Genomic DNA, 10,457 nt, shown 5'->3' with positions numbered 1-10,457 from the left:
AGCACCAGAGATGATGTTGTTTCCGTAGATCAAGGAACCTGCGACTGGCTCGCGGATACCGTCGATGTCTACGGGAGGAGCTGCTACAAATGCGATGATGAAGCAGGTGGTTGCTGCCAATAATGTAGGAATCATCAGTACGCCGAACCAGCCAATATAAAGGCGGTTATCGGTGCTGGTGATCCACTGACAGAACCGTTCCCATAAAGATGCGCTCTCGCGTCTTTGTAATGCGGTTGTCATGGTACGGATAATTGCTGTTTTTGATTTAAGTATGTATCAGACAAGTTGTTTTTTTGTCTGTAATACTACCTTAACATTTATTTACAGTTTGGCAATAATTTTTAATTTTGTGAATTTTATACATATGATTATTTATACTTATGGGGAATGGGGATTAGGTACAGGTGACTGGCGACTGGCGATTGGGGATTGGGATGACCAATTACCAATTACCAATTACCAATTACCCATTACCCATTACTACTCATTACTGCACTCGCCGAACTCTTTGGAGATTTTCTCCGTAACGCAGTAATCTCTCAATGGTTGCTAAGCGATTTTCCCAAACTTTCACTTGGTAAGGATTTTGTCTGAAGTGTGAGCGCATCCAAACACGAAATTGGGATTGGAAACGAGTTAGAGATGCTTTAGCTGTTACTAACTGACTAGAATTGGGATTATGCGCTAACTGTTCTAAAGCCTGCTGGAGAACTTTTGCTTGAGATTTAAATTTTGTTAGTTCTTTTGGTGAAATTTGTAATTCCCGGCTTTGGGAAACTAATTTCCATTCTGCTTGTAAAGCTGCATAACGTATTGTGGCAGTTTGGAATGGTTGACGATGGGGAATTGGTTGTTTTTTAGCTGTTCCAGTCTTTCCTTGGGTACGACTAAATACTTTTTGTAATTGAGGATTCAGATTTTCTGCTGCAAATAATGCATAACCGCTAGCAGGTAAATCTCTAATTAATTGAATTTGATCGAACGCTCCGAGTGTAGGTAAATTTAATAAACGAATGCCAGGTACTAATAAACTAGAACCTAATTCACGTGAAATAATCCAAGGTTGTGCTAGTTTCTCAAACCGATAAGTATCCAAAGCATAAGTCATGGGAACAATTAAATCTACATCACCCCGCATCGCCCAAACTTCCCAATGTTGCTGTAATTTTTGAATACGCTCTCGTTTGGGTAAAGGAAATACTGCTGCTGACAAAATTAAGTTGGGTTTTTTCTTTCGCAGTCGCTGGGAAACTTCCCTGACAAAGCTATCTACACTCTCAGTACGAAATTTTGTCCATTTGTTCCATAAATCTCTTTGGCGAGGAGAAATAGAAAGTGGGTCTACACCCCATTTTTGTTTAAATTGAGTTCTTGCTGCTTTACCATAACCATAGGTACGGTTAGCACGGGGATCTTGGAAAGGATAACGAATGTAGTCTAATTGCAAGCCATCTACCTGATAGCGAGTAACTATTTCTTCATATAGTTCGATTAAATATTTTCTGACCTGGGGATTGGCTGGATCGAAAAAAGGTTTATTTTGCCCTGATGGAATCATTCTTCCCCGATTGTCGTAAGCAGCCCAGTCCGGATGTTTTGCAAGTACCGGACCTGGATAGTTAGATTTAATATTGAGAATTTTGTTGTGCCTCTGGTTCCCTGCTGCAAATACCCACACCCAAGCATGTAATTCTATCCCCCTTTCATGGGCTAATTTGACTGCTGATGCGAGGGGGTCCCAACCGCGAATTAAAGGATTTTGTTGGGGAGCTACTTTACTTGGATATATTGTATACCCCGCATTTAATGTTTCAAAGAAAACGGTATTAATTCCAGCTTTTGCTAAATTATCAAAGATTTTGGCGAGTCCTTTCTCATTTGCAGCACGAACGATAGTCCCTCGATCCAGCCAAATAGAGCGAATTTCTGGTGGAGCAAACAAATTATTCACAGGGAATTGCTGCCATAATCTTGCTTTTGCAGAGGTCACTTTTTGACGCGCTCTGTGATATCTTTTTGCAGCGATTAAACTTGGTAGGTTATTTAGTAATTTTTTTGCTTGCACTAAAGTGTCTTGGCTTGAGGTAACTGTTTGGGAAGGAGTAGATGAGTTAGCTGTTTGTTTGACAGCTGTTTGTTGTAGATTTATGTTTTCATTTCTAGCTCTGACTGCTAGATTTGCACTTTTAACTCTCCCAATCAAATTTCCTAGATCTCTTTGCAGTGCAAGTGTTTGAGGATGACTTATAGTTCCTCGAGAATTGGGTATAGTTACTGGAGGTATCCTATCTTGTAGATGGTCTATTGCTTCAAATTGTCTTTGTCTTGGCTTTATCTGAATTATTTCTCGATTGTGGGAAGGTGAAACCTGATTTGAAGTTCTAGAAACTTTTGAATTATTTGAATTTGAATTATTTGAATCTGAATTATTTGAGTTCTTAGGATTATTGGAATTACTAGAACCTAAATCTGTAGAAAGTGAACTTCTGGAAGTCTGAGATATTTGTTTTGGCTGCTGTAACTTGGCTACTGAAGTTAAACAATTTGCAGAAGCTCCCACAACTGAACTTTTTGTTCCTGGCGTATTCATGTAGCGTTGGATACTCTTATTTAACCAAGCTATATCCAAATCAGGAGAAGCAGCCGTATCTACACCCCAACGCCAACCAAAAAAAGTAGCTCTTTGAGTTGCTAATACTGCTGTGGGCGAATCTTTGGAGTCCCAAACTGCAGCAGTTTGAGCTGCTAAATTTTCTGGAACAACTACACCACCCCGGACTTTCCCAAATAGGCTATCTTCCTCAGACCATCGCCCAAAATTAGTTTTTGAGGGTCTGAGATTTTGCGCTTGATTTAAACCAAATCCCCAATAACCACCCAAAAGTGTTCGCATCAACTGTCTAACTCCGGGTGCAGATAAACTCGCTGTTGGACCACTGGCAATTAATCTTCCCCCTTTGCTCATCCATTCTTCCAAGGCGATCGCCTGAGCAGGTGTCAATGTTTCTACATTCGGTAAAAATAATACTTTGCGATCGCCCAAATCTGCAGATCTTCTAATCTGAGATAAAGGTACAATGCAGTAACTTACATTTGCAGCCTGCAAACGCTTAGTTATTCCCTCCCATTGGTTAGCATTTTCTTGACTATAAATAATACTCAAAACTGGTTTTTCTGTTGTAGCGCTAGCAGGAAGTGTCCAGTAATTACTTAAGATAAAAAATTGTGAGTTTAAAACAAATAATCCCAGTTTTTGTAAGTTATTTTTTTTGAATATAAATTTAGATAGTATCTTTAAAATCAAACTTCTTTTCAAATCAAAATTTAAGCTAAATTGTAATCTATTACTTAATCTATTACTTGATTTAATACTCGACTTGTTATTTTCAAACTTGATATTTATCACTCTAAACCCCCAAGCAATTAAATATTTATGAATGACTATGTAATTAAAATTGAGATTTAAGCTTTGTAAAAAATATTTCGATGTAATTTATTTTAGACCTATTAATATTTATTACCTAGCTTACCGACTCAATATAATCAAAAAACTTATTTGATTTAAGATTTTCATCATTATTATTCCCCAACTGTAAAATCTGAGTTGAGGAAAACTTGAATTATTCAAATTCAGACAATAATTAATTTTCTGGGAATAATACGGAACAATTACTAAATAATTACTCCACAAAATACTTAATTGAGTTTACAAATGAATAATTAAATTTAATTTTGAATACAAGTTTTTATTAGTTCTTCTTGGTTTGCGACAGGGAATATAGTTGTATTTAGCTTTTGTGCAACTTCACTTACACTCATATCATCTAAGAATACTAGTTCGCCATGTTTGAGCATTACATTTGGCAATAAAATTCCATTTCCTAAATCCATATCTTTAAGATTCAAAATTAAGTCATGACCAGTTAGTAACCCAGTAACGCTTATGTTTTGACCCCAATAATCACTAGATAAAGCCTGCATCTTAACTTCTAATCCATCCACTATATTTAATCGCTGAACAATTGGCATAAATGCTTTTTCAACTGCATTTCCAACCACCCAAGTAAATTCACGTTTTGATACTTTTTGTGGGAGCAAATTTTTTGCAGCAATATTAAACTCTTTTAGAAATAAACGGATCGAACCTACACCGTTATCAATTTGGGGGTAATCTCCGTATTCAGATTCACATGGTAATTCCTCTCCAGCAATTAAAAACCATTCATCAGCTAACCAAGCAAAGGTATAACCAAAGCGTTGACGAAATTGCTCTTGTAACAATTGTACTTGCCTTATGGTCTCTTGGGCTTTTTCACGCGTTACAGATACGAGTTCATCTTCTTGGGGACGAAATCTCGTTAAACCAACTGGTACCACCGCTACCGATGCAACAGTCGGAATCTCAACGCTATGAAATGACGCTAAGTCTAACAGAGTTTGTTCCAGATGCTGAGCATCATTTATACCGGGGCATACTACAACTTGAGCATGAATCTGTAATCGTCGTTCTTTAAACCACTGCAACTGCTCTAGTATCTGTCCTGCTCGGGAGTTTTTTAGTAGTCTAATTCTCACATCTGGTTCTGTTGCATGAACTGAAACGTACAAGGGAGATAAACGCATTTGTTCGATGCGTTGCCATTCTCTTTGTGGTAAATTCGTCAGTGTCAAGTAAGAACCATACAAAAAGCTCAAGCGATAATCATCATCTTTCAAGTACAAGCTGGAGCGTTTACCTGGTGGTTGTTGGTCTATAAAACAAAACGGGCAATTATTATTGCACTGAATTAAATTATCAAATAATGCTGTGGAAAATTCTAGCCCTAGGTCTTCATCGTAGTCTTTTTCTACTTCTACGTGATGAGTTTTACCAGATGAGTCTAAAACTTCCAGTTCTAGAACTTCATCAGCACACAAAAATTGATAATCGATTAGATCCCGGGGTTGAGTATTGTTTATGCTCACAATTGCATCCCCTGGTTCAAATCCGATATCAGCAGCAATTGAATCTGGCAAAACTTTGGTAATACGGGCTGGCTTGATAGTACTCATAACGACAATGATTAAACTGGGTTAAATCATATAAAGCATTGCATATTCTACATCTTTGAGAACCAGAGTTCGTAGTTAGCGACGAGAAGCAGTTTGTAATTAAATGTGTTTCAAAGAAGGTAAAAAATCTGAAAACTCTATCTTTTTCAATGTTTTTTAGAGACAACGTATTAAATATTACGACAAACAGTAAAATTATCCTCATTATTCAGTTAAACTACATCTAAACTTCACATGATAAGTAACTATTTAGTTGCTTAGATTGTTTGTGATTTATAGCACAATTTTTAGTCAACTCCTGAAGCTTGGGCTTTATGAGAATTTTAATAGTTGAAGATGATGAATTAATTTCTGAGCCAATTGTTAAGGCTCTGAGGGAGAAACACTACACTGTAGATGTTACTGAGGATGGTGAAAAAGGTTGGGAATTAGCGAATGCTTTGACCTACGACCTAATTGTTTTGGATGTAATGCTCCCAAAATTAGATGGAATCACCTTGATTCGCCAAGCGCGCTCGCAAAATATATTATCACCTATTATTCTCTTGACTTCTCAAGAAAGCAGTACTAATAAAGTTATTGGTTTGGATGCTGGGGCGGATGATTACATTACTAAACCTTTTGACCTACAGGAATTTTTAGCTCGCGTCCGTGCTTTACTGCGCCGCCGGAATAATTCGGTTTTACCACCATTACTAAAGTGGGGTTCACTAAATTTAGATCCCAGTATTTGTCAGGTAAGTTATGAAAATAAACTCCTTCCCTTAACACCAAAAGAATATAGTTTACTAGAGCTTTTTCTACGTAATTCACACCGCACATTTACTTTAGATGCGATCGTAGAGCAACTTTGGTCTTTTGAGGAAGCTCCGGGAGACAATACGATTAGAGCTCATATCAAAGGATTGCGAATGAAGCTCAAAAAAGCAGGAGTAACCGAAGATCCAGTAGAGACCGTGTACGGTATTGGTTATCGTTTAAGACAAATAGGGAAGATAGACCCACAGGAAAATAAATTAAAACAGAAAAACCACAAAACAAGTAAGAAAAATATTTCTCCGCAGCAAGATTCTTCTGAGGTCGAGCAGAAATTACGTAGTATTACTACAAATGCTTGGATAAAGAAAAAAGAAAAACTAAAAAATTTGGTTTTACCAATCGAACAAGCAACAATACTATTACTTCAGGGTGAATTTGATAATGAATTATTCTCACTTGCATACCAAAATGCTCACAAACTAACTGGTAATTTAGGTATGTTTGGCTTGAATCATGGTTCCTATTTAGCTCATCAAATTGAAACTTTAATCGCAGCAAGAGTAAACTTTACTCAAAAACAAAAGCTTCAACTGTCAGAATTAGTTAAAAGTTTATACCAAGAATTAGAGCAGGGAATTTCTCATCAACATTTTAATTTGCCTGAATCTAATTTACCCGAAAATGACCAACGTCCTTTAATACTAATAGTTGACCGAGATGAACGTCTGATAGAAGAATTGTGCGATTCGATTAAGACTTGGGGGATGAGATATGAAATAGCCATAAATCCAGAATTTGCCAGAAAGCTGATTTCACGTCAAACCCCTGATGCTGTAATACTTGATATTACAGGTGGCAATAATGGGGAAGGATTAAAGTTACTAGCTGAAGTTAACTCCCATGTACCAAAGATTCCAGTATTAGCTTTAACTAGCGAAGATAACTTACTTGAGCGGGTGCAGGTAGCACGTTTGGGAGGAAAAGCTTTTTTACAAAAACCTGCAGATACTAAGTTAGTTTTAGAAACAATCACTAATATTTTGCAACTTAAGCGCGAATATAAAGCTAAGGTTTTAATTGTAGATGATGACCCCGATATTCTTTACCTACTGTCAAGTTTATTACAAAATAGGGGGTTTGAAGTTTCAACATTAGATAATCCGTTAAATTTCTGGGAAAATTTGCAGGCGATGCATCCAGATGTATTAATATTTGATGTTGAAATGCCCTCTTTGAGTGGGATAGAACTTTGTCAGGTGGTGCGAAACGATCCCCGAACTAGTAGTTTATTAGTTTTTTTTATTACTGCTCATACAGATTTAGAGACAATTCAACAGGTGCTCGCAGCTGGTGCAGATGATTATCTAAGTAAGCCAATTATTGGATCTGAATTAGTAACTCGTATTTTTCAGCGCTTAGAGCGTTAACGTAAGTGGGATGTAAGCACGACAGAAGTTAGGAACTGAAATTAAGTATTTAGATTTAGAAGTCAGGAGTCAGGAGTCAGGAGTCATACTAAATCCCGGTGAATTACCCTTTTAAGAATGAGAGTTGGATAGTGTAGCGGAAATCTCAAAAAATATAAAGGGGTTTTAAAAATCTGGTTTGGTATCAGGAGCTAAAAGTAAATTACCAAGTAAAACTTTTTAATATTTGAATTGTAGCTTTTGTAATTTGCAATACAATTTAATAGAATTTATCCATACTTAAATAGAAATATTGTAATGAGACTTACATAAAATAATTTTTATACCTTTAGGTTGGTGCGCTATTTTTTTTTGGAATGTAATGTTTTTACGGGCCATTAAGAATTGGATATAAATATTGGCACATATATCCCCAGTTAGAGTAAAGGTTTTAACTAACGTTTTATGTAATTATTTTATGTAATTATTCTGTGTAATTAATTTTGCCTTACTATTTACAATTCCAAAATTATTAAATCAAAATAAATTATTTTACTAACTTGGTTTGGTGAATCCAAGATATTATTTATGGTCTTATCTATTTGAAGCAGCAAATAAGTGAATATTGTCATCAGCACAATTAAATACTGATGAGAAAAAACGCCAGCAAGATTAAACCAAAAATTCGGCAAAGGCGATGATGACAGTATTTGTGAGTATTGCGGTTATATTTATGAGTCTGTGTTTTTGGCAGGGTCTGTCAATATACCAAAGCTTTCATATCAGAAAATATGTTAAATTAGCTGCGGTAAATATTAGCCAAGAAATTACAGTTAATATTGAAAATCGTATTTTAGCCTTAACTCGTATGGCACAACGCTGGGAAGTTGGAGGTGGAACTTCCTGGGAAGAGTGGACTGCAGATGCAACTAATTATGTTCACGATTATTCCGGTTACAAAGTACTTGGGTGGGTAAATAGCAAGTATGAGGTTTGTTGGCTCGTTCCCGAGTCAGATCCGAAGGAATTTGAACTCATAAATTTATTACTTGAAGAACATCGTACTATTTCGGAGACGACAAAAAAACACCAAAATCCCGAGTTAACACCTACGGTCATTCTGGAACGAGGAGTTAAGGGATTTCTAATTTACGTCCCCTTATTTGTCAGAGAAAAATTAAAAGAACAATTATCTGTTTCCCAATCTAAATCTATTTCCCAATATCAGCATCAAAATGCTTTTGATGGATTTATAGTGGGTGTTTTTCAGACTCAGTCTTTGATTGATAGCATTTTAGATGAAAAAATCAAGCGGGAATTTGCTGTAGAAGTATTTGAAGGTAGAAATAAAATATACCGCAGTTCAGATATTGACTTCGATAGTCGTATAGAAAATCGTTGGAGTCAAGAAAAGGAAATTAAGATCGGAAATGTTATTTGGCGACTTCGCATTTACCCCCAACCAGCATTTTTAAGGGGAGAATATTCTCCTTTTAAAAATTTTGTTTTAAGCAATGGCTTGATAACACCTGCATTGTTAACTTGGGCAATTTATCTGATGCAAAGTTCCCAAAAATATGCAAAAGAAGTGGAGACAAAAAATCGTGAATTAGCAAATGAAGTAAGGGAACGTCAAAAAGTAGAAGAAGAACTACGCGATCAAAATAAAGCACTAGAAAGTGCGGTAGTAGGTATTTCAAAATTAGATGTTTCCGGACATTATCTTAAAGTCAATCCTGCGTACGCTGACTTGTTGGGCTATAAAGCTAAAGAATTAAAGGGAAGCATATGGCAACAAACTGTCCATCCAGAAGACCGAGAAAAAGCTAATAAGGCTTACGAAAGGATGTTAGCTTCGGAAAAAGCAGAAATAGAAGTGAGAGCTGTACGTAAAGATGGTTCGGTTTTTGACAAAATACTGGTCATGGTGAAAGCCTACGATTCCGAACAACGCTTTAGCGGTCATTATGGCTTTATGAAAGATATTAGCCAACGTCGAGAAGTGGAGCGTCTTAAAGATGAATTTATTTCGGTTGTCAGCCATGAACTGCGTACTCCCCTAACCTCAATTCGAGGTTCTTTAGGTTTATTAGCCGGTGGTGTCTTGCAAACTCGACCTCAACAAGCACAGCGGATGCTTCAAATTGCGATTAATAATAGCGATCGCCTGATTCGTTTGATTAATAACATCCTGGATATTGAACGAATAGAATCTGGCGAAGTACAGATGAATAAGCAAATCTGCGATGTCGCCAACTTAATCCATCCTGCCGTTGAAGTGATGCGAGATATCGCCCAAAAAGCAGGAGTAACTTTATCAGTGAATTCTGTGTCAGCTAGAATTTGGGCAGATCCTGATCGCATTATCCAAGTTCTAACTAATTTACTCAGCAACGCCATTAAATTTTCACCCTCTGGTTCTACAGTATGGTTAACGGCTGAAGTCAAAGAAGCCAGGATAAGTCCGCAACAACAAGGAAATTTAAATTTCTCCAATTCTTCTACACCGTATATCCTTTTCCAAGTTCGCGATCGGGGTCGAGGTATTCCAAGTAACAAACTAGAATCTATTTTCGGACGTTTTCAGCAAGTGGATGCTTCTGACTCGCGCAAAAAGGGTGGGACTGGTTTGGGACTTGCTATTTGTCGTAGCATTATTCAGCAACACTGCGGATTTATATGGGCACAAAGCACTGAAAATCAGGGTAGTACTTTTTATTGTCAAATACCTTTATCACAGGAAAAAGAAGCAGCGACGACAACTACTACTTATTCAGGTGAATCCTTAGCCTTAGCTAAAGATAATAGCTCAAGCTCAAAAAAAAAATCCAACACACAACAAACAAGTAAAGTTCTAATAGTAGAAGATGATACAGACTTAGCACAAGTAATAATTTCCATATTCCAGCGTCACGGAATTGAAACATACCACGCCAAAAGCGGACAAGAAGCTTTAGAGCAGAGTTTAGCTTTACTTCCAGATTTGATGATATTGGACTTAACATTACCCTTGCTTAGCGGCTTTGATGTTGTAGAAAAGTTACGTCAACACAAACATTTATCCAATCTGCCCTTAGTTGTGTATACCGCTTTTGATTTGAGCGAAAAAGACCAAAAACGTCTGAAACTGGGAAAGACTTTATTGCTAACTAAAGCACGAGTTACACCAGAAGAATTTGAACAGCGTGCCATTAACCTACTCAAACTGGTTATTTTAGAGGATAAGGAGAGTTGAGA

General features: G+C 36.8%; 5 protein-coding genes and 1 pseudogene. 3 read left to right on the top strand and 3 right to left on the bottom strand.

Translation table 11 applies throughout. The features are described from left to right. Nucleotides 1–243, bottom strand: a pseudogene (locus tag BC008_RS24415) (photosystem II q(b) protein); the annotation flags it as partial. 124 nt (nucleotides 244–367) lie between these two features. Here BC008_RS24415 and BC008_RS49670 point away from each other — a divergent pair. Beyond that, nucleotides 368–538, top strand: coding sequence for a hypothetical protein (locus BC008_RS49670; protein WP_161938154.1), 171 nt, complete (start codon nucleotides 368–370; stop codon nucleotides 536–538). Here the strand turns inward: BC008_RS49670 and BC008_RS24410 are convergent. Then, nucleotides 491–3,295, bottom strand: coding sequence for a family 10 glycosylhydrolase (locus BC008_RS24410; protein WP_027843649.1), 2,805 nt, complete (start codon nucleotides 3,293–3,295; stop codon nucleotides 491–493). The genes BC008_RS49670 and BC008_RS24410 overlap by 48 nt on opposite strands. Before the next feature lie 434 nt (nucleotides 3,296–3,729). Next, complete coding sequence (locus BC008_RS24405) at nucleotides 3,730–5,055, bottom strand: TIGR03279 family radical SAM protein (protein ID WP_027843650.1); 1,326 nt, start codon at nucleotides 5,053–5,055, stop codon at nucleotides 3,730–3,732. A gap of 314 nt (nucleotides 5,056–5,369) precedes the next feature. On the opposite strand from BC008_RS24405, the gene BC008_RS24400 reads away from it, so the two are divergent. Together BC008_RS24400 and BC008_RS24395 are read left to right on the top strand one after the other, a co-directional pair. Next, nucleotides 5,370–7,241: a response regulator gene (locus BC008_RS24400; RefSeq protein ID WP_036265669.1), complete on the top strand. Its 1,872-nt coding sequence runs from the start codon at nucleotides 5,370–5,372 to the stop codon at nucleotides 7,239–7,241. A 712-nt stretch (nucleotides 7,242–7,953) separates the two neighbouring features. After that, nucleotides 7,954–10,455, top strand: a complete 2,502-nt coding sequence (locus tag BC008_RS24395; protein WP_235595927.1) for an ATP-binding protein — start codon at nucleotides 7,954–7,956, stop codon at nucleotides 10,453–10,455. The last annotated feature ends 2 nt before the right edge of the window (nucleotides 10,456–10,457 follow it).

The organism is Mastigocoleus testarum BC008, assembly GCF_001456025.1.
Classification (GTDB): domain Bacteria; phylum Cyanobacteriota; class Cyanobacteriia; order Cyanobacteriales; family Nostocaceae; genus Mastigocoleus; species Mastigocoleus testarum.
This window is presented reverse-complemented; position numbering and strand designations above follow the sequence as displayed.

What these genes read in the sequence shown, in the direction of transcription:
- BC008_RS24405 (WP_027843650.1), bottom strand. Translation starts at nt 5,055, where the DNA reads ATGAGTACTATCAAGCCAGCCCGTATTACCAAAGTTTTGCCAGATTCA.
- BC008_RS24400 (WP_036265669.1), top strand. Translation starts at nt 5,370, where the DNA reads ATGAGAATTTTAATAGTTGAAGATGATGAATTAATTTCTGAGCCAATT.
- BC008_RS24395 (WP_235595927.1), top strand. Translation starts at nt 7,954, where the DNA reads ATGAGTCTGTGTTTTTGGCAGGGTCTGTCAATATACCAAAGCTTTCAT.
- BC008_RS49670 (WP_161938154.1), top strand. Translation starts at nt 368, where the DNA reads ATGATTATTTATACTTATGGGGAATGGGGATTAGGTACAGGTGACTGG.